At 41.5% G+C, this 24616-nt stretch carries 20 protein-coding genes and 1 tRNA gene; 20 read left to right on the forward strand and 1 reads right to left on the reverse strand.

The window, feature by feature from the left end; all coding sequences use genetic code 11:
• The first annotated feature begins 13 nt into the window (after positions 1 to 13).
• From D0T66_RS04345 to D0T66_RS04430, 18 genes are all read left to right on the forward strand, one after another.
• Positions 14 to 1786 (forward strand): RagB/SusD family nutrient uptake outer membrane protein, encoded by a 1773-nt coding sequence (locus D0T66_RS04345; protein ID WP_185154817.1) that lies wholly within the window; start codon positions 14 to 16, stop codon positions 1784 to 1786.
• Positions 1787 to 1810: 24 nt separating this feature from the next.
• On the forward strand, positions 1811 to 2968 hold the full coding sequence (locus tag D0T66_RS04350) for a glycan-binding surface protein (protein WP_163355982.1): 1158 nt from the start codon (positions 1811 to 1813) through the stop codon (positions 2966 to 2968).
• 68 nt (positions 2969 to 3036) lie between these two features.
• Entirely contained in the window at positions 3037 to 4485 is a 1449-nt protein-coding gene (locus tag D0T66_RS04355; protein WP_163355984.1) for a glycosyl hydrolase, read from the forward strand.
• Between the two features lie 37 nt (positions 4486 to 4522).
• Positions 4523 to 5740 carry a glycoside hydrolase family 27 protein gene (locus D0T66_RS04360; protein WP_163355986.1) on the forward strand — a complete coding sequence of 406 codons (1218 nt, stop codon included), beginning with the start codon at positions 4523 to 4525 and terminating at the stop codon, positions 5738 to 5740.
• A 23-nt stretch (positions 5741 to 5763) separates the two neighbouring features.
• Positions 5764 to 6933, forward strand: a complete 1170-nt coding sequence (locus D0T66_RS04365) for a glycosidase (protein WP_163355988.1) — start codon at positions 5764 to 5766, stop codon at positions 6931 to 6933.
• A 64-nt stretch (positions 6934 to 6997) separates the two neighbouring features.
• Positions 6998 to 8380 carry an MFS transporter gene (locus tag D0T66_RS04370; RefSeq protein WP_163355990.1) on the forward strand — a complete coding sequence of 461 codons (1383 nt, stop codon included), beginning with the start codon at positions 6998 to 7000 and terminating at the stop codon, positions 8378 to 8380.
• Between the two features lie 4 nt (positions 8381 to 8384).
• Complete coding sequence (locus tag D0T66_RS04375) at positions 8385 to 9551, forward strand: AGE family epimerase/isomerase (RefSeq protein WP_163355992.1); 1167 nt, start codon at positions 8385 to 8387, stop codon at positions 9549 to 9551.
• A 15-nt stretch (positions 9552 to 9566) separates the two neighbouring features.
• Entirely contained in the window at positions 9567 to 10688 is a 1122-nt protein-coding gene (locus tag D0T66_RS04380; protein ID WP_163355994.1) for a glycoside hydrolase family 26 protein, read from the forward strand.
• Positions 10689 to 10706: 18 nt separating this feature from the next.
• Positions 10707 to 12716, forward strand: coding sequence for a glycoside hydrolase family 97 protein (locus D0T66_RS04385; RefSeq protein ID WP_163355996.1), 2010 nt, complete (start codon positions 10707 to 10709; stop codon positions 12714 to 12716).
• A gap of 15 nt (positions 12717 to 12731) precedes the next feature.
• Positions 12732 to 13592, forward strand: a complete 861-nt coding sequence (locus D0T66_RS04390) for an AraC family transcriptional regulator (protein ID WP_163355997.1) — start codon at positions 12732 to 12734, stop codon at positions 13590 to 13592.
• 47 nt (positions 13593 to 13639) lie between these two features.
• Positions 13640 to 14680, forward strand: a complete 1041-nt coding sequence (locus D0T66_RS04395) for an FUSC family protein (protein ID WP_163355999.1) — start codon at positions 13640 to 13642, stop codon at positions 14678 to 14680.
• A 264-nt stretch (positions 14681 to 14944) separates the two neighbouring features.
• Entirely contained in the window at positions 14945 to 15817 is an 873-nt protein-coding gene (locus D0T66_RS04400) for an AraC family transcriptional regulator (RefSeq protein WP_163356001.1), read from the forward strand.
• A 77-nt stretch (positions 15818 to 15894) separates the two neighbouring features.
• Entirely contained in the window at positions 15895 to 16455 is a 561-nt protein-coding gene (locus tag D0T66_RS04405) for a DapH/DapD/GlmU-related protein (RefSeq protein ID WP_163356003.1), read from the forward strand.
• Positions 16456 to 16502: 47 nt separating this feature from the next.
• A complete protein-coding gene (locus D0T66_RS04410) occupies positions 16503 to 17246 on the forward strand; it encodes an SDR family NAD(P)-dependent oxidoreductase (RefSeq protein ID WP_163356005.1) in 744 nt (247 codons plus the stop codon).
• 60 nt (positions 17247 to 17306) lie between these two features.
• The gene (locus tag D0T66_RS04415; protein WP_255489726.1) at positions 17307 to 18335 is read left to right on the forward strand and encodes an alpha/beta hydrolase; all 1029 of its coding nucleotides are present in this window, start codon (positions 17307 to 17309) and stop codon (positions 18333 to 18335) included.
• Positions 18332 to 19159, forward strand: coding sequence for a carboxymuconolactone decarboxylase family protein (locus tag D0T66_RS04420; protein ID WP_163356009.1), 828 nt, complete (start codon positions 18332 to 18334; stop codon positions 19157 to 19159). Before D0T66_RS04415 ends, D0T66_RS04420 begins: the two co-directional genes overlap by 4 nt.
• On the forward strand, positions 19152 to 19592 hold the full coding sequence (locus D0T66_RS04425; RefSeq protein ID WP_163356011.1) for a flavodoxin: 441 nt from the start codon (positions 19152 to 19154) through the stop codon (positions 19590 to 19592). Before D0T66_RS04420 ends, D0T66_RS04425 begins: the two co-directional genes overlap by 8 nt.
• A 179-nt stretch (positions 19593 to 19771) precedes the next feature.
• On the forward strand, positions 19772 to 19948 hold the full coding sequence (locus tag D0T66_RS04430) for a histone H1 (protein WP_163356013.1): 177 nt from the start codon (positions 19772 to 19774) through the stop codon (positions 19946 to 19948).
• A 191-nt stretch (positions 19949 to 20139) separates the two neighbouring features.
• Here D0T66_RS04430 and D0T66_RS04435 read toward each other — a convergent pair.
• Positions 20140 to 20213: transfer RNA gene (locus tag D0T66_RS04435), tRNA-Arg, on the reverse strand.
• A 192-nt stretch (positions 20214 to 20405) separates the two neighbouring features.
• Between D0T66_RS04435 and dnaE the strand changes: the two genes are divergently transcribed.
• Together dnaE and trxA are read left to right on the forward strand one after the other, a co-directional pair.
• Complete coding sequence (gene dnaE, locus D0T66_RS04440; RefSeq protein ID WP_163356015.1) at positions 20406 to 24155, forward strand: DNA polymerase III subunit alpha; 3750 nt, start codon at positions 20406 to 20408, stop codon at positions 24153 to 24155.
• Between the two features lie 79 nt (positions 24156 to 24234).
• Positions 24235 to 24552: a thioredoxin gene (gene trxA / locus D0T66_RS04445; protein WP_163356017.1), complete on the forward strand. Its 318-nt coding sequence runs from the start codon at positions 24235 to 24237 to the stop codon at positions 24550 to 24552.
• The last annotated feature ends 64 nt before the right edge of the window (positions 24553 to 24616 follow it).

A 24616-nucleotide genomic window follows, 5' to 3' on the forward strand; every position in this document is an offset into this window, starting at 1 on the left:
ATACACATAAACAATGAAAAATAAAATAATACATATATTCAAACTATTCTGTATAGCAGGATTGTTTGCCATAGTCTCCACTTCTTGTGAAGATATGATAGAAGAGAAAAAATATGATTTCATTCAGCCCGAAGATATAGAAGATTCTGACGATGGAGCCAACCAATGGGTGACAGGCGTTTACAGTAAGCTATCAGACGATATTTTCAGATGGTCGGTATTTCCATCGGTATTGGAATTCGATTGCGATTATATGACAGGTCCCGACTGGTCTTTCGGCTCGTTTGGTGCAGGAAACTTCCAGTCGTCGGAGCATGCAACTACTATGTGGGAGAAATATTACAACCTTATCCACCGGGCAAATTATGCATTGGAGAACATTGATAAGATGCAGCATGTCTCCGAGAGACATCGGAAAAATGTTGTTGGTGAATTGTATTTTCTTAAAGCCTATGCATACTTTTCTTTGGTGAGGGCTTATGGTGAAGTTCCTATTCGCAAAGCCTCTATCAATTCGGGGCTCGAAGATCCGAATCAGCCTCGCCAATCTATTGAAAATGTTTATACGCACATTATCGAGCTATTGGCAGAAGCCCAGGATATGATGTATAAAAACACAGATGCCGGATTTGTGGAAGGGAGAGCTTCAGCCGGTGCTGCTGCATCTTTGCTGGCGAAAGTATATATTACGATTGCATCTGCTTCCAAACCTGCGGGAGAACAAATAAAAGTACGAGGAGGGACACCTTTCGTAATGAACGCTAATGATAAAGTGTATACTAATCCTGTAACACTAATTGCTACCAAAGAACAGGTAAAGGGTTATGAAGGTTATGATTCGATGGAATATTTCAGACTCGCACGTGACAAAGCAAATGAAGTAATTACAGGAATATACGGGACATACGATTTATTACCTTTCGATGACATATGGACACAGTCGTCGAAAAATAAAGTGGAGCATATCTGGAGCCTGCAAACCATATCGGGCGATGCTAAATATGGAATGACATACCCGAATGCATATTGTGGAACAGTGAATGATGCTGGGTTCATCATTAACGGTCTATGGTGGGGATGTCGCGATCATTGGTACAAATTATTCGAGAGCAAAGACTTCCGTATAGAAAAAGGAGTAATGCACCGTTGGGTAAGAGAAGGTTCGGACAACACTTCCGATTGGAAAGGCGGATCATTCTATCCCGACAATGAAGAATGGCGTAAGAAAGCGGTTGGGTATACTGATGCATATGGTGTGTTTATACCACCGGTTGCACCATTCAATGATGGCAGAGAATACCGGAGTGATAAAAATGCAAGCTTCCTCGCATTCCTTACCAAATATTCTTATGTGACAGACAACAAGATAGAAAGAACCGATGCCAACTGGCCATTCCTGCGCTTTGCTGATGTACTACTTATATATGCTGAGGCTGCAAATGAGGCGAACAATGCCCCTACAAATGATGCTCTTGCCGCTTTGAATAAAGTACGTGTCCGTAGCAATGCTACTCCGAAAGTGTTGAGTGGAAGCGGGAATATAGGAACTCTTGTAGACTTCAGATCTGCTGTAATAGAAGAGCGGGCAATGGAATTGGCACTTGAGGGAGACAGACGATGGGATTTGATCCGCTGGGGAATATATCTGCCCGTTATGAATGCAATCGGTGGTGTAGATGAAGTCAATGTGATGAAGAGCAGGCAAACCAAACACCTGTTATTCCCATTGCCAAAATCGGAAATGGATGCCAACAGTGCAATTACAGAGAATAATCCGGGATGGTAAAATTAACCTAAAAACTAAAAACAAATGAAAATCAAGAATATAATATATGCATTATCTCTTACAGTTGTTGCTCTATTTGCAACCTCATGTAACGATATCGTAGATTACAATGATAATTGGGACAATCAGCTTTCATCTTATGGGTCTCCTTCGATAAGGAAAATAGCTACGCCTTACGATACTCTTACTGCTCTTTCTACGGGAGCATTAACCCAAATGATTATTATACAAGGAAATAACCTCACCGATGTGAAATCTATCTTGTTCAATGATGTAGAGGTCGATTTGTCTACAATCTATGCAATGAGGCATAAGATAACACTGTCTATTCCACGCATTTTACCCGAGAATGTAACCAATACCCTCACAGTAGAAACAGAAAAGGGTATAACTACATTTCCTTTCGAGGTAACGATTCCCCCTTTGGTAGTCAAAGGCTTTTATAATGAATTTGTTCAACCGGGAGATACGGCGCAGATAGTTGGAGATTTCCTCGACCTGTATGAAATAACAGAAGAACTTGGAACTTTCACCTTGAACGGCTCGGATGTCAAAGTCTTAGAATTTACAGACAAAAGCTTCAGTATAATCGTACCGGAGGGAACTCCTGATAATTCTGTATTCACATTATCCAGTCCGAAGCTTGATAATCCAATGAACTTTAAATACCGTGATTTCGGAATTCAAATATTGAACTATGAAGACTTGGGTAGCAATGGTATGTGGGCAGGTGGTGAATACGTTACTGACGGGACAAAGCCCGGAGACCCGGAACCTTTGGTTGGTAAATACACAAGATTTGCAGGTTCTTTCGGAGCATGGGCATGGACTAATGTATTTGGAGGTGGCTTCAACCTGAATGAAGCTGATATAGCCAATAACCCTCAGGATTATTATATAAAGTTCGAAATTCTGACAAAACAAGATAAGCCTATCAATGATTTCGAAAAAATCATTATGCAGAATTTAGATTGGTATCCGAGTAGCGGCGGTCTGTCTTTCAATACATACGGAAAATGGATGACTATAACGCTGGAAGCTACTGATGTATTCAAGGATAACAATGCTCCAACAAAATCGTCACTTGCCATGGGATGGAATGGTTTTGGCATAGTTCACCAGCCAGCTAATGAGGTATCACCGGATTTCAGTATATGTAACTTTCGTTTTATAAAGAAATAAAGTTTATTGGTTGTCATTATAGCCTCATTCTTTTGAGGATGAGGCTATAATTTTATAATTAAAGTATTATGTATAGGCTATTAAAAAAAAGAATTCCCTTCCTTAACAAGTGTTGTATAATAGGCCTGCTGCTGTCGCTATATTCATTTACAGCATGTGGAGAGAATAACGAGAGTGAAGACGGAGGTGAATTTATACCTGGCGTTTCAGACATTGTAAGATACGAAGCAGAAGAAGCTACTTTATTAAATGGCGCTGCAATAGAAAAAAACATTTCCGGATTTTCCGGTTCAGGTTATGTGAATCAAAAAGACGGCGATATTTCATTTACAGTCACTGTTGCCGAGGCAGGCGCATATTCAATGAATATATCTTATTTCAACGAGAACCAAAGGAAAGAAAACGATTTATATATCAACAATGCCAAGGTAGCAAACCTTACTTTCGAACCTGCTGGTAAATGGAATATCTTCTCATTGAACAAAGTGATATTGAACAAGGGTAGTAATACCATCACTATAAAGAAAAACTGGGGATGGACTTATTACGATTATATTGAAATCCTCCCACAAGGAGAAGAAACACCGTTCGATATAGCACCCAATCTTGTAACAAACAATGCTTCGCCTCAAGCCATAAAGTTATATGATTTCCTGAAAGATAACTTTGGGAAGAAGATTATTTCGGGAAGTATGGAACTTAAAGAAGCCGACTGGATATTCGGGCAAACGGGAAAGCAGACAGCCCTCATCGGATTAGATTTCATGAATTATACCCGTAACTGGAATTGGGTAGATTACACCGAAGTGGTAAATACATCAAATAGCTGGTGGAGCAATAATGGCATAGTCACAATCATGTGGCACTGGAGAGACCCGTCGCTTACGACAGACGAGTTTTATACAGAAAAAACGGCATTTGACGTATCGAAGATAAATAATCCTGATTCGGAGGAATACAAAGCCATGATAAGGGATATCGATATAGTTGCCGGCTACCTGAAACAACTGAAAGACGCAAACATCCCTGTGTTGTGGCGCCCGTTGCACGAAGCTTCGGGAGAATGGTTCTGGTGGGGAGCCAAAGGAGCCGAACCTTGCAAAAAAATATGGATGCTTCTATACGACCGCTTAACAAATTATCACGGATTAAATAACTTAATCTGGATTTGGACAAGCGACTCTGCAAACGATGCCTTAGAATGGTATCCGGGCGACAATTATGTAGACATCATAGGTATGGATATTTATCCGGGTGAAAATCAGCATGGTTCGCAATATATATCCTTCAACAAAGTAAAAGAACTATTTGGTGGAAAAAAACTCATTGCATTGACAGAATGTGGTTCTACTCCCGAAATAGAAAAAATGTTCGAATATGGTGACACGTGGTCGTGGTTTATGCCTTGGGGAGGAGAATACACCCGTTCGGACAAACACAACGGAGCTAATTATTTGAGGAAAATAATGCAAAACAGCAATGTTGTAACCCGCGATCAAATGCCGGACTTGAAGTAAAAACATAAAACATATTACTCAATTAATAAGAACAAAAATGAAGAATCTTACTTTTTTAATCATATTCCTATCCGTATCATTAAGCACCTTTTCTCAAAAAATTGAAGGGTTAGCTCCAACCCCTCAAATGGGATGGAACAGTTGGAACAAATTCGGGACAGATATAAATGAGCAGATGGTCAAAGAAATGGCTGATGCCTTAATCGCCACAGGGCTTAAAGATGCCGGATATAACCATATATTGCTCGATGATGGTTGGATGGCAATGGAACGCGATGCACAAGGCAATCTTGTTCCCCACCCTGAAAAATTCCCCAATGGTATCAAGGTGGTAGCCGATTATGTACATTCCAAAGGGCTAAAATTCGGTCTTTATAATTGTGCAGGTTCAAAAACTTGCGCAGGATATCCCGGCAGCCGTGGACATGAATATCAGGATGCGCTGAAATATGTGGAATGGGGAGTGGACTATCTGAAATATGACTGGTGCAGCACCGGCAAACTCAATGCCGAAGAGGCATATATCACTATGCGTGATGCTATTTATAAAGCTGGACGTCCTATTTTACTAAGCATCTGCGAGTGGGGAGAAAACAAGCCTTGGGACTGGGCTCAGCCGATAGGCCACAGCTGGCGTATAACCGGCGATATATATAATTGCTTCGAATGCGAACACGATCATGGGGGCTATTTTTCATGGGGCGCCATGAATATATTGAATATGCGCGATCAGGAAATGCTTCGCAAAGTAGCAGGCCCTGACCATTGGAACGATATGGATATGCTCGAAGTGGGTAATGGTGGTTTGACTCCAAACGAAGAAAAAACACATTTTGCATTATGGGCAATTCTGAACTCCCCTTTGTTGTTGGGCAACGATTTGCGAAATATGTCGAAAGAAACATTGGATATACTTACCAATAAGGAAATAATCGCAGTCAATCAGGATGCATTAGGCATTCAGGGATTCAAATACAAAACCGAAGGAACAGTTGAGATATGGGTGAAACCAATGGTAAATAATGAATGGGCTATATGTTTCTTCAATCGCTCGCAAGACCCGGTAGATTTTATTTTCAACTGGGAAGGTCAAACAATAAAAGACAATGTATTTGACAAGGAAATCACTTTTGATAAGGGTAATGTGTATAAAATCAAAGATTTATATCTGCACAAAGAGATTGGAAACACAAAAAAAGCTCTTAAACGAAAATTAGAAAAGAACCAATCATTGGTATTGAAAATATATAAATAAACGACATAAAACATACAACGACAATGAACACTCTATTTAGCCAACGCTTAGAAGCCGTAACTGCCGAATACGAAAATCTGATTACATTAAAGAATGAGCCCGTATTGCCCGGCAACGGCATCTTCGAACGATATAAGAATCCAATATTGACAGCTGCTCACGCACCTGTATTCTGGCGTTATGATATGAATCCCGAAACAAATCCTTATTTTATGGAACGTTTCGGCATTAACGGGACTTTCAACGCCGGAGCTATCAAATGGAACGGCAGATACATACTTGCTGTACGTGTAGAAGGCAACGACCGCAAATCATTCTTTGCCATTACCGAAAGCCCTAACGGAGTAGACAATTTCCGTTTCTGGGATTATCCGGTAACGATGCCCGAAACAGAAGATCCCGACACAAACGTCTATGATATGCGTCTCACGGCACACGAAGATGGTTGGATTTACGGCATTTTCTGTACGGAAAGGAAAGAGCCGAATGCTCCGGCAGGCGATTTATCTTCTGCCGTAGCAGCTGCAGGAATAGCACGTACAAAAGATTTGAAAACATGGGAACGCCTTCCCGACCTGAAATCGAAAAGCCAGCAACGCAATGTCGTACTGCATCCCGAATTTGTTGATGGAAAATATGCATTCTACACCCGTCCGCAAGATGGCTTTATTGATGCCGGAAGCGGCGGTGGTATCGGTTGGGGGTTAGTAGACGATATTAACAATGCTGAAATAAAAGATGAAAAAATCATCAACTTCCGCCATTATCATACAATCAAAGAACTGAAAAACGGCGAAGGCCCGCATCCTATTAAAACATCGAAAGGTTGGTTACACCTGGCACATGGGGTACGTGCTTGTGCTGCGGGACTTCGCTATGTGTTATACGTTTATCTGACAGATTTGGAAGATCCAACCAAATTGATAGCTGAACCTGCCGGACATATTCTGGCTCCAAGTGGTAAAGAAAGAGTGGGGGATGTGTCCAATGTCCTATTTACCAATGGCTGGATAGCTGATGAGGATGGGACGGTCTATCTCTATTATGCTTCTTCTGATACTCGTATGCATGTTGCGGTATCGTCTGTTGACCGCCTGCTCGATTATTGCCTGAACACAGCACCTGATGCTTATCGTTCGGCAGCTTTGGTGGAAATCTTAACGACTTTGATAAAAAAGAACCTCGAAAAGTAGGGATAAAAGCCGTTGGCTATTAGCTAATAGCTAACGGCTAAAAGCTTTTTGAATAAATGATACCATGAATACAACAAAAGTCACATTAAAAGAAAAGGTCGGCTACGGGCTGGGCGATGCAGCCTCTTCGATGTTCTGGAAGCTTTTCGGGATGTACCTGCTTTTCTTCTATACCGATATATTCGGGCTGGAAGCAGGGATAGTGGGTACTATGTTCCTCGTAACGCGTGTATGGGATTCGCTGTTCGACCCCATTGTCGGAGTACTGGGCGACCGCACAGAAACCAAGTGGGGAAAGTTCCGTCCCTATCTGCTATGGGTAGCTGTTCCGTTCGGGATATTGGGTGTGCTTACCTTTACCACTCCCGATTTTGGTGCAACAGGTAAGATTATTTATGCCTATGTCACCTATTCACTGATGATGATGATTTACTCCCTTATCAATGTGCCGTATGCATCACTGCTTGGGGTTATGTCATCCAATCCGAAGGAACGGACAGCTCTGTCATCTTACCGCATGATATTCGCTTTCTTGGGGAGCATATTGGCTTTGGTATTGATTGAGCCGTTAGTTAAGTTCTTTGGTAATGAAGGAAAAAACCTTCAATTCGGCTGGTCTATGTCGGCCATTGTATTTGCCATTATAGCCGTGACCTTCTTTCTGTGTACTTTCTCATGGACGAAGGAACGCATACGTCCGATAAAGGAAACCAAAAATCCATTGAAGGATGATGTAAAGGACTTATTCAAGAATAAACCTTGGTGGATATTATTGGGTGCAGGTATTGCAGCTCTGATATTCAATTCCATCAGAGATGGGGCTGCCGTTTATTATTTCAAATATTATGCAGTTGCCCCTGATACGTTCGATTTGGGTTTTATAGGTTCAGCACTATCATTAACAACTATCTATTTGGTTTTGGGGCAAGCTGCTAATATTTTGGGTATCCTGTTTGTAACTCCGGTTTCTAATAAAATAGGAAAGAAAAAGACATATCTGTTCGCTATGGTTTTTGCCACAGTTTTCAGTGTTGCCTTCTATTTTGTTGACAAAAGTAATATCGCAATGATGCTCATTTTGCAAGTGCTTATCAGTGCTTGTGCCGGAAGTATCTTCCCTTTATTGTGGTCTATGTATGCAGATATTGCCGATTACTCGGAATGGAAAACAGGACGCCGCGCCACAGGCTTGATATTTTCATCTTCATCTATGTCTCAGAAATTCGGTTGGTCGATAGGAGGAGCTTTAACAGGCTGGTTACTGGCATTTTTCGGGTTTCAGGCTAATGTGGCACAGACAGCAGAAGCACAGGAAGGCATCCGCCTGATGCTTAGTTTCCTCCCAGCGATAGGAACCTTACTATCGGTAATATTCATCTACTTCTATCCATTGACAGAAAAGAAACTAAGTGAGATAACCACAGAACTAAACACTAAAAGAGGATAACAAAATGGCTGGATTCAAAAAAGAACTGACCCAGAATATACTTCCTTTCTGGATGGATAAAATGCAGGATGTTGAAAATGGTGGATTTTATGGGTGTATAGATGGAAATAACGAACTGCATAAAAAAGCAAATAAAGGTTGTGTACTGAACGCTCGTATCTTGTGGACATTCTCTGCTGCATATCGTATTCTCCAAAAAGAAGAATACCTGACGATGGCAACACGCGCCTATCATTATATTAAGGAATATTTCATCGACTACGATTTCGGTGGTTTATATTGGGAACTCGATTATAAAGGAAACCCTGTAAATACGAAAAAGCAAGTCTATGCACAAGGATTTGCCTTATATGGATTCTCTGAATACCATCGGGCGACAGGTGATCGGGAAGCATTGGATTTAGCTATCGGATTATTTCATCTGATAGAAAAATATAAGGATAAAGAACATGGCGGCTATTTTGAAGCATTTACCCGCGAATGGCAGACAATAGAAGATATGCGCCTGAGCGACAAAGATGCCAACGAAAAGAAATCAATGAATACCCACTTACACATTCTTGAACCTTATACCAATCTGTTGCGCGTATGGGATAACGAGGAATTAAGAACGGCTCAAAGAGAACTGATCGATATTTTCTTGGATAACATATTAGACCATAAAACGTACTACCAGAATTTATTCTTTGGTGAAGATTGGACGGCGAAATCATCGGCGATTTCCTATGGGCACGATATAGAGGCATCGTGGCTCTTGTATGAGGCGGCCGATATATTGGGTGACAGACCGTTATTGAATAAAACAAAAAGCCTGTCTCTGACAATAGCCAATGCAGCAGCGGAAGGATTGGAGGCTGATGGCAGCATGATATACGAAAAAGACGGGCAGCATACAGACAAGGAACGCCACTGGTGGGTGCAGGCTGAAGCCGTAGTTGGTTTTATGTATGCGTATAAGAATACAAAAAATATAATATATAAAGAAAAAGCTACGAGACTGTGGCAATATATACAAAATCAAATAGTGGACACCGAACATGGAGAGTGGATATGGAGCCGGAACGAAGATGGTGCTATTAATCATATCGACGACAAAGCCGGATTTTGGAAGTGTCCTTACCACAACAGCCGTATGTGCATGGAAATGATAGAAAATTTTAATCTCAAATAAGAAATAAGACATAATATGAAAAGATATTTAATCGCTTTAGCTGCATGCGTAATACTGATATCATGTAATCAGAAAAAAGAAGAAATGTACCAACATATGCCGATAGATAAAGACGCTACGACAGAAACGGTAAAGCTATATAACCGGTTATTAGATTTAGCGGATAAGGGTATCATGGTGGGGCATCAGGATGCGTTGGCATATGGACATAGTTGGTATAAAGAGCCGGGACGATCGGACGTGAAAGATGTGGCAGGAGATTATCCTGCGGTCATCGGCTGGGAACTCGGGCATATCGAAATAGGGGCGGAATTTAACCTCGACTCTATCTATTTTTCGGATATGAAACAATATATAAAAGATACTTACAAAAGAGGAGGTATTACTACTGCAAGCTGGCATGGAGATAATATAGTAACAGGCAATACCGCTTGGGATTGTGCGCAGGATTCGGTTGTAAGAACAATCTTGCCGAATGGTTCGAACCATGAGAAATATCTGACATGGCTCGATCGTGTGGGGGATTTCTTCCTTGACCTGAAAGATGAAGAAGGTAAACTTATCCCGGTAGTGTTCCGTATGTATCACGAACATACAGGCGCTTGGTTCTGGTGGGGAAGCGAACAATGTACTCCTGAAGAATATCAGCAATTGTGGATAATGACAGTGAATCATCTTCGCAATGAAAAGAATGTACACAACCTGCTGTATGCCTACTCGCCGTCTGAAACAAAGGATGAAATCGAATTTCTGGAGCGTTATCCCGGAGATGAATATGTAGATATCGTAGGCTATGACTGCTATGCAACAGGCAGTGATTCGGTTGCTGTAGCCAATTATAAAACAGCGATGAATCGCAATCTGGAAATCATTACTGCTTACGCTCAAAAATCAGGCAAACTACCTGTTGTCGGGGAAACAGGAATGGAGGCAATACCTTATCCTACATACTTTACCGAAGCCGTGTATCCTATAATAAGCCAATATAAAATTGGTTGGGTATTATTTTGGCGTAATGCATGGGAAACGAATATGCCGAATCATTTTTATGTTCCGTTTGAAGGACACTCTTCTACCCCTGATTTCAAGGAATTCATAGCAAAGCCGGATATATTGATGAATGCGGATATAAAGTAAAATGTAAATTTGGAATATATGAAAAATCTATTTAACATATTCATTATAACTGTAGTACTTCTTTTCTCTAATCTGGGAGTAAGTGCCTATGCCCAAAAGCAGTTTAAAGTCACTTCTCCCGACGGAAAAATAACGGCCAATATATCAGTGGGAGATATGATCGAATATTCAGTGTCGCACAATGGCGATTTGATGTTGGCAAATTCCCCTATATCCATAATGCTCGCGGATGGTTCTTCATATGGGAAGAACTCGAAGTTCTCAAGATCATCTACCCAGACAGTGAATCAAACCATTGAGGCCCCTATCTATAAACGTAATACGATTATTGACAACTATAATGAATTGACACTTCAATTTAAAGATGGTTTTGACTTGTTGTTCCGCGCTTATGATGATGGAGTAGCCTATCGCTTTATCTCTAAATCGAAGAAACCTTTCGAAGTGAAAGACGAACAAGCGATATTCAATTTTCCATCCGACCAAAGAATATTTGTAGCGTATGTACAACATCAACGCAACTCACTCGAGGAGCAGTTCTACAATTCATTTGAGAATACTTACCAACATATCAATCTTTCGCAATGGGACAAAAACCGACTGGCTTTTTCTCCGCTGGTAGCCGAAGGCATAAACGGGAAGAAAATAGCAATAGTAGAATCCGACTTGATCAACTATCCGGGAATGTACCTCTATAATGGCGACGCTTCAAACAGCCTGAAAGGTGTTTTCGCTCCTTATCCAAAAGAAATTAAACAAGGCGGACATAATATGCTTCAGGGAGAAGTACAGAGTCGGGAAAACTACATTGCCAGATATGAAAAAGGAGTTAGTTTTCCTTGGCGGGCGCTGATTATTTCGGAAAACGATTTTCAATTAGCTGATAATGACATGGTATATAAGTTGGCGGCACCTGCCGATAAAAATACTGATTACAGCTGGGTAAAACCGGGGAAAGTAGCATGGGACTGGTGGAACGACTGGAATTTGTATGGCGTTGATTTCAAAGCAGGAATCAATAATGAAACATATAAATATTATATAGATTTTGCTTCCGAATACGGAATAGAATATGTGATTTTGGACGAAGGATGGGCCGTAAATCTGAAAGCAGATCTCTATCAGGTTATTCCCGAGATAAATTTGGAAGAACTGGTTTCATATGCCAACAAGAAAAATGTAGGGCTTATCTTATGGGCAGGATATTATGCTTTCAATAAAGACATTGAAGGTATATGCAAACACTATTCCGAGATGGGGATAAAAGGATTCAAAGTAGATTTTATGGATCGTGACGATCAGCCGATGGTAGATTTCCATTATCGAGCTGCCGGAATTGCAGCCAAATATAAAATGATGCTCGATTATCATGGATCGTATAAGCCAACAGGGTTGCAACGCACATTTCCTAATGTTATCAACTTTGAAGGGGTACATGGATTGGAACAAATGAAGTGGTCGGATAAATCGGTAGATCAGGTGACTTACGATGTTACTTTTCCGTTTATCCGTATGCTGGCAGGGCCTGTCGATTATACTCAGGGAGCCATGCGCAATGCGACTAAGTGGAATTATCATCCTGTTAATAACGAAGCCATGAGCCAAGGAACGCGTTGTCGGCAATTGTCGGAATATATTATTTTTGAATCGCCCCTTAATATGTTGTGCGACAGCCCATCCAATTATATGAATGAAGCCGAATGTGCTGAATTTATAGCAATGGTACCTACAGTCTGGGACAATACTATCGCTCTGAATGGAGAAATAGGGAAATATATAACCATTGCCCGTCAGAAAGATGATATATGGTATGTGGGCTCTCTAACAAACTGGGATGGACGTACACTGACGTTGGATTTATCATTCTTAGGAGAAGGTAATTTCAAAGCAGAAGTATTTAAGGACGGAATAAATGCGAATAAAGCTGCACGTGATTACAAAAAAGAAACTATAATAATTCCTGACAATAGACAATTACCAATTTCGATGGCTCAGGGGGGCGGTTTTGTAATGAAGATACACCGATAATCTTTATAATCAGTTATGTATAATCAAAGGAACGAAATCTTACCGAATGAGGATTGTTTCTATATAGAAGACCGCTATATTGATAAATTTGATGTTCCTATTCGTAGGTACTTTGACTATGAACTGAATCTTGTAGTCAATGCACCCGGCGCGAACCGGATTGTAGGCTGTTCTGTCGAGGCAATCGGAGATTACGACTTAGTGTTGATTACAAATAGAGATTTGGAATATAATTTGGAGCAATACAATAATAATCGGCATATACGCAGAATATCGATACAATTTTCTCCTGATATATTCGGGAACTTATTATGCCGAAACGCATTTAGTCCCATACCCAAGATGTTCGACAAAGCTTGCAAAGGGCTTTGTTTCCCTATGAATGCAATCCTGAAAACATATCATCAAATTGATTCTTTGACAAAAAAAGAGAAAGATTTTTATTTTGTTATCAATCTCTTTGCTGTTTTGTACGACCTTTCATCTTTCGTTGGGGAAACACAGGAATTATCGTCATCCGTTAATCTTTCCAAGATAGACAATATTCATTTAAGAAATAGCAGGATACAAAAAATACAGGAATACCTCAGAATATATTATAAAGACAATATACGCTTAGAGTATCTGGCAAGTTTAGTTAAAATGACACCTGTTTCGTTAAGCCGGTTTTATAAGCAAAAAACAGGAATAAATATATCAGACTATCTGATAGATATCCGGTTAACTCATGCATCACATTTATTGAAAGAGTCTGAACTACCCATACACATTATATGCCGTGATGCAGGATTTAATAATATATCCAATTTTAATCGCATATTCAAAAGGAGAATAAATTTATCGCCTAAAGCATTTCGTATGAAATTTCAGGAATAAAATTACTCAAATTTTCAGTAATTTTGCATTCTAAAAAAATGAGTTAATTGAAAACAAGAAAAAACTTAAAAAAAGATATAGCCAGCATATTTGCTTTCCGCAAATCAGAAAGACACTGGCATATCCCAATTTTAGCAGGAATCTCGGTGGGGATTCCTCTTTTTGCAGGCTATTTATTCGATAACCTACCCAATGGAATCTTGGCCAGTACATCCGGATTATTGATTCTGTATATCCGTTATACGGCTATCGTAAATAGAATGATAACATTAATGACATGTTCTTTTATATTCATTCTATCTTATTTTATTGGAGCTATCGGGGCTTTTAACGTTTGGACTGCTCCATTGGTGCTTTCTGTATATGTATTCTTTCTTAATCTTATCATCCGGTACTTTAAAGTTAGACCTCCCGGCAATTTCTTCTTTATTTTGATATTTTCTTTAGCCATATGCCAAAAGTTCGACCTGTCATCGTTGCCGGAGAGGGTTGGAATAATAACATTGGGAACAATCTCTACATGCGCATTAGCTTTCATATATAGTATTTTTACGATTAAGAACTATTCACTGTCAGATGAAGCAATTTTATTTGAAAAAGCAAAACGGATAGATGTTGGAGAGTCTGCCATCTTTGCTATAACCATAGGAATAGCTTTGTTAGCAGCAACTGTCCTGAAATTGGAGAATCCGTATTGGGTTCCTGTTTCCTGTGCAGCTGTTATGCAGGGTGGCACACGCAGGCATATCTGGGAGAGAGGGATAAACCGGGTTATAGGTACATTTGTAGGAGCCGGATTCGCATGGTTTTTGCTTGGCTTACAAATTTCGGGATTAGCAATTTGTATTGTAATAATATTGCTCCAGTTTATTGTAGAAGTATTAGTGGTCAGGCAATACGCCATGGCTGTGATTTTCATTACAGCTTTAACTATCTTTTTAGCTGAAGGGGGACAGGCTAATCATTCGGAGGAACAATCTATTTATATCCGTTTCTTCGATATTGTATTGGGATGCCTTATTGGTGCGGTTGGTGGGTATATCCTCCATAGCAATAAGATAAGATGTAAGTTGGGACAATCCTCCTGATAGAAATGAAATGCCTGCGACGAACAACTACACAAGCCATGCTGCTAAGCTGGAAAGAGATTATTCGGCGGAATCACTTTATTCGGAATAATTGTTCTTTTGGGCATTCTGTTTACCTCTTATATGAAGCCAACATTCCATCAATTGCCCAAACTAAAGAATATATGGAAATATATGTGGGGAAAAGCATATAATAAATCCTGACCTAAAAAGAATAGCAAATTAAGGATATTAATATTGGTTTGAAATTCTTATATTTACAGGATGAAAACAGAACGTTCAATCTCTGAGTTCAATAACGAACTTAAACTAAAAGGCTTCAAGGCATTTCAGATCGACGATGACTGTAACGAGACACGTACATACAGTCGCAAAGATTTCTATAAGATTTGTCTTACCACCGGCAAAAGTATTATCAACTATGCCAATAGAAGTTTTGAGCAGGAAGGAACAATTCTGTTTTTCGGCAATCCGCATATCCCTTATTCATGGGAAACCATATCGACTACTTACAAAGGTTATACCTGTCTTTTCTCAGAAGATTTCCTGAAACAATCAGACCGTTCAGAGAGTCTGCTTCAATCGCCATTCTTCAAAATCGACGGAACGCCTGTTTTGGAAATATCAGAGGAACAAAGACTATTTTTAAACTCTCTCTTCCAAAAGATGATTGAAGAACAAGAGAATGACTATACTTTTAAAGATGAGCTTATCCGCAACTATATCAGCCTGATTATTCATGAGGCATTAAAGCTGCAACCCTCAGAACATTACCATCAAGCTAAAAAAGCCACAGCCCGGATTACCTCCGTATTCCTTGAATTACTGGAAAGACAATTCCCTATTGAGACATTCGACAGTCCATTGCAACTGCGGACAGCTCAGGACTACGCTAACTACCTGAATGTACACACCAATTATCTGAACCGTGCGGTAAAAGAAATCACAGGTAAGTCAACCACTGCACATATTACCGAACGGATTATTGCAGAAGCAAAAGCCTTGTTGCAGCATACTGACTGGAATATCTCGGAAGTTGCTTATGCCCTCGGTTTTGAATATCCGACTTACTTCAACAACTTCTTCAAGAAACAAACGGGTACAAACCCGAAATCACTTCGGGAAGCAATGGTTTGAATTTCTTAATTATCAGTTTGAATATCGTTAACCGATAAGCCTCATTAGTCCCGATCTTTGCACTAAATAATGCAAAGATGGATAAGATGGATATTTTCGAGCGGCTAAGAAATGGAGAAACCATTCCTGCTAATGACCCTCAAGGGTATAGAATGCGGGAAGCTTCATACAGTACGAAAACACTGTTGATGAAGATGAATAACTCAGCCGACCCGGCAGAAATCAGAAGTTTATTAAGCCAGATAACGGATAGTGTTATCGATGAGAGCGTAGCGGTATTTACTCCCCTGTATATCAATTACGGGAAGCATACCAAGATCGGCAAAAACGTATTTATCAATTTCAACTGTACCTTTTTAGATTTAGGCGGTATCACCATTGATGACAATGTGTTGATAGCTCCTAATGTCAGTCTATTATCCGAAGGTCATCCACTTTCGCCCGAAAACAGGCACTCACTTATTCCAAAGCACATTCACATCAAAAGGAACGCATGGATTGGTGCGGGAGCAACTATCCTGCAAGGAGTAACGGTTGGAGAAAATGCCGTTGTAGCCGCAGGAGCAGTCGTATCAAAAGACGTTCCCGACAATACCATAGTCGGTGGTATTCCTGCGAAAGTCATTAAAGCAATCTAAAAATAGAAGTTATAGAAGAAGAAAACAGATAAAAACATCATAGAAAAATGGAAAAGAAAATTGTTATGGTCACAGGTTCGGCAATGGGTATCGGGCTTGCCTGTGCAGAAGCATTTGCTCATGCGGGTGCAACCGTTGTAATGGCTGATATCCAAAAACCGGATGAACAGGCTCAAAAACTGGTTGATGCCGGATACAAAGCTGTTGCTTATCAATGTGACGTTTCGGATGTTCAGGCTGTCAAGGAAATGATAGATTGGATTGTTTCAACTTACGGACGTTTAGATGCAGCACTTAATAATGCAGGTATCCAGACTCCGCAACGTCCGATGGCAGAAATTACGAATGATGAATTTGACCGCACAGTCGCTGTCGACCTTAAAGGAGTATGGAATTGTATGAAATTCGAAATTGAGCAAATGCTGAAACAAGGCGGTGGAGCCATTGTTAATACATCTTCACAGGGTGGAGTAACCGCTTTTGCCGGACAGGCTGCCTATATTGCCTGTAAACATGGTGTAATTGGTATGACACGTACGGCAGCTATGGATTATGCGGCAAAAGGGATTCGCGTAAATGCTGTTTGTCCGGGTGTAATACTTACTCCGATGGCAGAAGATTTGATACGCAGGAATCCGAAATTGGAGGAAGAACTTGTCCGTGATATTCCGGCTGGTCGTTTGGGTAAACCCGAAGAAATAGCTGATGCCGTATTGTGGCTTTGCAGTCCACAGGCAAGTTTTGTTCATGGTCATGCTTTACTGGTAGACGGAGGATTTACCATACATTAAATTTGAACAAAAATATAGCATATGAAAAAAGTAGCAGTAATGGCTTTGCTTGTGAGCGGAATGTTCACGGCATGCGTAAACAATAAGACGACCGACAATAGTCAAACAAATGATAAGAATATGGAAAAGTTAGAGCTAACAACAGCATGGGATAAAGTATTCCCCAAAAGCGATAAAGTCAATCACAGTAAGGTAACCTTCCGCAACCGTTACGGCATTACACTCGCCGCCGATATGTATGTGCCAAAGAATGCCAGCGGTAAGTTGGCAGCTATTGCCGTAAGCGGGCCATTCGGCGCAGTGAAAGAACAGCTTTCCGGCCTATACGCACAAACAATGGCCGAACAAGGTTTCCTGACTATTGCTTTCGACCCATCCTATACAGGAGAAAGTGGTGGTGAGCCTCGCTATGTGGCTTCGCCCGATATCAATACGGAAGATTTCTGTGCAGCCGTAGATTTTCTTACTACATTGGATAACGTAGACCCGGAGCGTATCGGGATTATCGGTATTTGTGGCTGGGGTGGTTTGGGCATCAACGCCGCTGCTATGGATACCCGTATCAAGGCGACGGTGGCTTCTACTATGTACGATATGAGCCGCGTCAGCGCCAACGGCTATTTTGATTCAATGGATGCGGATGCCCGCTATAAACTTCGCGAGCAACTCAATGCCCAGCGTACAGCCGATGCCAAAAACGGCACGTATGCGTTGGCTGGTGGTGTGATTGATCCACTGCCGGAGGATGCACCGCAATTTGTGAAAGACTATCACAGCTACTATAAAACAGAACGTGGTTATCACAAACGTTCGCTCGGCTCAAACAATGGTTGGAATATAACATCATCTCTTTCTTTTATCAATATGCCGCAGCTTTCCTACGCCGGAGAAATCCGCAATGCTGTATTGATTATACATGGAGAGAAAGCCCATTCACGTTATTTCAGTGAAGATGCTTTCAAAATGCTCAAAGGAGATAACAAAGAACTAATGATAATCCCGGGCGCCAGTCATGTGGACTTATACGACCGCACCGACATTATTCCATTTGATAAGTTGGAGTCTTTCTTTAAAGAGTACTTGAAATGAAATCTCTATTTTGCTTATTACTAATCGTAACGATTTCAACAACAACGATTATGGCACAGACTAAAGTAAAACAAACAGCGGGGAGGGAGCAGTTGGGCGATTTCGCACCCAAGTTTGCTGAATTGAACGATGATGTTCTTTTTGGCGAAGTATGGAACCGTACAGATAAACTCGGTTTACGCGACCGAAGTATGATTACCGTAACCGCCCTTGTCAGCATGGGTATTACCGATACATCGCTAAAATATCATCTCCAGTCGGCTAAGAACAATGGGATTACACGTACAGAGATTGCTGAAGCATTAACTCATATCGGCTTTTATGCCGGATGGCCGAAAGCGTGGGCAGCATTCCGTTTGGCGAAAGAAGTCTGGACAGACAATACAGATGCTGCCGATGCAAAAGCCGCATTTGAGCAGGAGATGCTGTTTCCCATCGGCAACCCTAACGATGCCTTTGCACAGTATTTCATCGGTCAAAGTTATCTTGCTCCGTTATCGCAGGAGCAGGTCGGTATTTATAACGTAACCTTCGAACCTCGCTGTCGCAATAATTGGCATATACACCACGCCACCAAAGGCGGTGGACAGATACTTGTCTGCGTAGCCGGAGAGGGTTGGTATCAAGAGTGGGGCAAACCCGCGCAATTACTTAAACCCGGCGATGTGGTCAACATACCGCAAGGTGTAAAGCATTGGCACGGAGCGACAGCCGACAGTTGGTTTGCCCATCTGGCTATCGAAGTGCCGGGCGAGAAGGGAAATAACGAATGGCTGGAAGCCGTAAGTGATGAGGAATATGATAAATTAACAAGCAATGAATAATATGAAGAATATTTTAGTAGCCTACTTCTCTTGTAGCGGGACAACAAAGAGGGCAGCAAATAAATTGGCGACGGATATGGATGCCGACCTTTACGAAATAGTACCCGAAATACCCTATTCGGCAGCAGACCTGAACTGGAACGACCGGGCGAGCCGCAGTTCCGTAGAGATGCGCGACCCGTCATCACGTCCGGCCATAGCGGGAAGACTTGACAATGTAGAGCAATACGATACAATTTATATCGGATTTCCTGTATGGTGGTACATTGCGCCGACCATTATCAATACGTTTATTGAGAGCTACGACCTTTCGGGCAAGACTCTTATACCCTTTGCTACTTCCGGAGGCAGCGGAATTGAGAACTGCGAGAAGAATCTTCGCAAAGCCTATCCCCAGCTCGGCTGGACAGCAGGCAAACTCCTGAATGGATAACTGTTTTTTACGCGAATGTAACCTCTGGTAGAACAATATATGTATTACCTTTTCCCTAAGCTTTTCCGTTTATAAGTAAAACTTTCATCGTTGTTTTGGTTGATCTTTATTTACGAAGATATTCAATGTTGCGAAAACAAGTTTATCTTTGTGCTTCAATTTTAAAACAGAAAAACGATATGAAAAATTTAGTAGAAAACTTGAATCAATTATTTGCAGAATTCGCAAAAGATGCAACAGCACAAGTAGAAAATGGAAACAAAGCAGCAGGGACAAGAGCGAGAAAAACATCTCTGGCTATCGAGAAAGCTTTGAAAGAATTCAGAAAAGTGTCTATCGAGGATTCTAAGAAATAAAAAAAGGTGCATTTGCACCTTTTTTATTTAGCCCACTTTCAGATTTATCCTTTTCGATAAGTCCTCCATGTCTTTACTTATATCCCGCTTCCTTAGGGAAATAGGACAATAAAAAAGTCTTCTAAACTAATGCTTAGAAGACTTTTTTGTGTCTTTGGCGTCGAACTGTCATTTTAGTTCTGTTCCTCAAGTGATCCGACCAGGATTCGAACCTGGGACCCTCAGCTTAGAAGGCTGATGCTCTATCCAGCTGAGCTACCGGACCTCACCATCTTTGCAAAATTGCGAATGCAAAGATAATAGTTTTTTTAGAATATGAAAAACTATGATTGTAAAACTTTGCAAGAAGAATAATAGCGCCGTTAAAAACTTTTAATGTTGAAAACTTTAAAAGGGAAGATTTCAGCGACTGGCTATAAAGCTTTAACTTTAAACTCTCAAAAATGTATTTTCTGATATGGCAAACTTTGTTCATTTACACGTTCACTCCCAATATTCATTACTCGATGGTCAGGCCAGTATACAAAAACTTGTAGACAAGGCACACGATGATGGTATGCGGGCCTTGGCCCTCACCGATCATGGGGCGATGTTCGGGGTGAAAGAATTCTATAACTACGTAAAAAAGAAGAATTCGAAAGTCGAAGGAGCAATCAAAGAACTGAAAGCAGAGCTTAAAAAACTCGATGCTTCTGCTGCTGCTGATAAGGATGCCCAGATAGATGCTTTGAAGCTGAAAATCATTGAGCAGGAAACGAATCGTTTCAAGCCTATTATAGGGTGCGAATGCTACGTTGCCCGCCGTGCTCGGAAACTGAAAGAAGGCAAGCCCGATATGAGTGGCTGGCACTTGGTGGTACTGGCTAAGAATAAACAAGGGTATAAGAACCTGATTAAAATGGTTTCTGTCAGCTGGACGGAAGGCTATTATATGCGTCCGCGTATCGATAAGGAACTGCTGGAAAAATACCACGAAGGACTAATTGTCAGTTCGGCATGCTTGGGAGGAGAAATTCCGAAAAAGATACAAGCAGGCGATACCGAAGAGGTAGATAAGGCTATCGAATGGTTTAAGAACCTTTTCGGGGATGATTTCTATCTCGAACTGCAGCGCCACGAGACCACCCGTCCCGATTCCAATCTCGAAGCTTATCCGTTGCAGCAGAAGGTGAATGCCGAGCTTATCCGTTTGGCAGAGAAGCACAATGTGAAACTGATAGCGACCAACGACGTCCATTTCGTGAACGAAGAAGATGCCGATGCGCATGACCGGCTGATTTGCCTCAGTACAGGTAAGGATTTGGATGATCCCAAGCGTATGCGCTATACGAAACAGGAATGGCTGAAAACTACGGCCGAAATGAACCGCATCTTCGCTGATGTTCCTCAAGCTTTGGCAAATACGTTGGAAATAGCCGATAAAGTGGAATATTACTCTATCGATTCCGATGCGTTGATGCCATTCTTTACGATCGACGAATCGTTCGGCACAGAAGCACAATATAAAGAGAAGTTCGCTGAAGCAGATTTAATACAGGAATTTGGCGAACAGGCCTATAACCGCCTTGGTGGATACGATAAGGTAATCCGTATCAAGCTCGAAGCCGATTATTTACGTTATCTGACGGAAATTGGGGCTAATAAACGATACGGCGCAGAGCGTGACGAGGAGCTGACCGAACGCATCGAATTCGAGTTGGAAACCATGAAAACAATGGGTTTTCCGGGATACTTCCTCATTGTGCAGGATTTCATTGCTGCAGCCCGCGAAATGGGTGTTTCCGTAGGGCCGGGACGTGGTTCGGCTGCCGGTTCGGTAGTTGCCTATTGCCTCGGTATTACCGATATAGATCCGATAAAATATGATTTGCTGTTCGAGCGTTTCCTGAATCCCGATCGTATATCCATGCCCGATATCGATATCGACTTCGATGATGACGGGCGCGGGAAGGTACTGGACTGGGTGACGCAAAAGTATGGTAAAGAGCGTGTAGCTCACATTATAACATACGGAACGATGGCGACAAAGTCGGCTATTAAGGACGTGGCACGCGTGCAAAAGCTCCCGTTAGCCGAGTCGAACAGGCTTGCCAAGTACGTTCCCGATCGTATACCGGATAAGAAAAAAGTGACTTTGAAAGATGCTATCGAGTATGTTCCCGAACTGAAAGAAGCGGCCGTAGGTCACGATCCTATTGCACGCGATACGTTGAAGTATGCCCAGATGCTCGAGGGGAATGTGCGCAACACGGGAGTACATGCCTGCGGCATTATTATCGGGCAACAGGATATTTCGGACGTAGTGCCTGTAAGTACGGCGGAAGATAAAGAAACCGGCGAAACAATGCTGGTTACACAATACGAGGGTTCGGTAATCGAAGAAACCGGCCTTATCAAGATGGACTTTCTGGGATTGAAAACCCTATCCATCATCAAAGAAGCTATTGATAATATCAAAGATACAACAGGTGAGGCGATAGACATCGATAATATTTCGCTCGAAGATCCCAAAACGTATGAGCTTTATAGCCAAGGGAAAACGACCGGAACGTTCCAGTTCGAGTCCGCCGGTATGCAGAAATACCTGAAAGAGCTTCAACCGACTAAGTTTGAAGACCTGATTGCCATGAATGCCTTATACCGTCCGGGGCCGATGGACTATATCCCATCGTTTATTGCCCGTAAGCATGGACGCGAAGAAATCACCTACGATATCCCCATTATGGAGCGCTATCTGGAAGATACCTATGGCATTACGGTCTATCAGGAGCAGGTCATGCTTCTATCGCGCCTGCTTGCTAATTTTACGCGCGGCCAGTCTGACGAGTTGCGTAAAGCAATGGGTAAGAAGCTTATAGATAAGATGAATGCCTTGAAAGAGAAGTTCCTCGCAGGGGGAGCGGCTAACGGGCACGACAAAAAGGTGCTGGAAAAAATCTGGGCAGACTGGGAAAAATTTGCATCCTATGCCTTCAACAAATCGCATGCGACTTGTTATTCGTGGGTGGCCTACCAAACGGCTTGGCTCAAAGCGAATTATCCGTCCGAATATATGGCTGCTACTCTCTCGCGCAACTTATCCAATATCACGGAAATCACCAAATTTATGGATGAGTGTAAGGCGATGGATATCAATGTTCTCGGGCCGGATGTGAACGAGTCGGTGCTCAAATTCTCCGTCAACAAGGAAGGACATATCCGCTTCGGTATGGCTGCCATAAAAGGAGTAGGAGAGGGCGCTGTGGCCAGTATCATTGCCGAGCGCACTCAAAATGGCCCGTTCAAAAGTATTTTCGATTTTGTAGAGCGTGTCAGCCTGAGTTCGTGCAACAAGAAGAATATAGAATCGTTGGCATTGGCGGGAGCTTTCGACAACTTCGCCGAAATTACCAGGGAGCAATTCTTCGGTTTGAATAGCAAAGGCGAAACTTTTATCGATCAGCTTATCCGTTATGGAAATAAATTCCAGACAGACAGGGATCAGGCACAAAACTCCTTGTTCGGGGGAAATGAATCGGTCGAGATAGCCCATCCTGAAATCCCTAAGGTAGAGAGATGGTCAGACCTCGAACGTCTTGGAAAAGAGCGCGATTTGATAGGTATCTACCTTTCGGCACATCCGCTGGATGAATATTCGATCGTCCTCAATTATGTGTGCAACATGAAAATGTCGGAACTGGAGGATAAAGATGCTTTCAAAAATAAGGAGGTAAAACTCGGCGGTCTGGTGACAGGCATGCGCGAAGGGTTCACCAAGAACGGAAAGCCGTTTATGATTATCAAGGTGGAGGACTTTACCGGTAGCGGCGAATTGCCTCTCTTTGGCGACGACTACGTCAATTTCGGCAAATACGGACGTCCGGGATTATACCTTTTTATTCGCGGGCGTGTGCAGCCAAGGCGTTATAATGAGAATGAATTCGAGCTGAAAATAAATACGATCGATTTGCTTCCGAATGTGAAAGATAAACTGATAGAGAAGATAACGATACAATTGCCTCTGCATGAGATGAACAAGCAAATAGTAGAGGAATTATCGTTGCTGACCAAAAACAATCCAGGTAATTCGTTGTTATATTTTGAAGTGATAGATGGCGAAAGAAATATGAAAGTAGACTTGTTTTCGCGTTCTATCAAAGTGGATGTAAAGAAGGAATTGATAGACTATATAACCGATAGCGAAAATCTATTGTTTAAAATAAATTAATCCTTTATTATCCGAAACCATTTTTGTACTTTTGCGCACAGAAAAGATAGAAATATTAACTAACTAAAATATATTTATTATGGCACTTGCAGTAACAGATGCAACAATAGAAGAAGTATTGAATTCGGGAAAACCTGTTGTTCTCGATTTCTGGGCAGAGTGGTGTGGTCCATGCCGGATGATAGGCCCTATCGTCGATGAGTTGGCTACCGAGTACGAAGGAAAAGTAATCATCGGTAAAGTAGATGTTGACAACAACGATGATGTGACTTCAAAATATGGCATCCGCAATATCCCTACTATCCTTTTTATCAAAAATGGTGAAGTAGTGGACAAACAAGTAGGCGCTGCACAAAAGGCAGCATTAGTGGAAAAAGTAGAGAATTTGCTGAAATAAAATTTCTCCAGATAAATGATGGAAATAGCTTTCTTTTCGAAGAAAGCTATTTTTTTGATCGCCG

It is taken from the genome of Dysgonomonas sp. 25 (assembly GCF_010501075.1).
GTDB lineage: Bacteria > Bacteroidota > Bacteroidia > Bacteroidales > Dysgonomonadaceae > Dysgonomonas.